The 708-nt window shown below is 61.2% G+C and carries 1 protein-coding gene; it reads left to right on the top strand.

Going from position 1 to position 708, the window contains the following annotated elements; genetic code table 11:
• On the top strand, nt 1-708 hold a 708-nt coding region (locus ERX27_RS11125; protein WP_208001785.1), incomplete at both ends, for a Rib/alpha-like domain-containing protein.

Raw genomic sequence — 708 nt, 5'->3', positions numbered from 1 at the left:
TCGCAGCGCCGCTCAATTCAGACGGCACAGCACCACCGGCAGGCACAAGCTATGCGCCGGCGGATGCGACGACCCTGCCGGCATGGGCAGTGGTGAACGCGGACGGCACCATCACGGTGAATCCGGATATCAGCGTCCCAGCAGGTCAGGTGACAATCCCGGTGGCAGTGACATATCCGGACGGCTCAGGCGGTGTGATCGATGTAGTGGTGACCGTAGGTACGACAGATGCGCATGACAACCAGCCGGACTACGTGGATACGACAGTGGAGCCGGGTACAGCGACAACAATCGCAGTGCCGCTCAATTCAGACGGCACAGCACCACCGGCAGGCACAAGCTATGCGCCGGCGGATGCGACGACCCTGCCGGCATGGGCAGTGGTGAACACGGACGGCACCATCACGGTGAATCCGGACGCGACGATGCCGGCCGGACAAACAACGATTCCGGTAACAGTTTCTTATCCAGATGGTTCTTCAGAAGAAATTAATGTAGTGGTGACCGTAGGTACGACCGATGCAGTAGACAACCAGCCGGACTACGTGGATACGACAGTGGAGCCGGGTACAACGGCAACAATCGCAGCGCCGCTCAATTCAGACGGCACAGCACCACCGGCAGGCACAAGCTATGCGCCGGCGGATGCGACGACCCTGCCGGCATGGGCAGTGGTGAACGCGGACGGCACCATCACGGTGAATCCGG

Origin of the sequence: Macrococcus brunensis, assembly GCF_004359615.1 — a bacterium.
GTDB classification, from domain to species: domain Bacteria; phylum Bacillota; class Bacilli; order Staphylococcales; family Staphylococcaceae; genus Macrococcus; species Macrococcus brunensis.
Note: the sequence above shows the minus strand (reverse complement) of the source record. Positions and strands in the feature narration are given on the sequence as shown.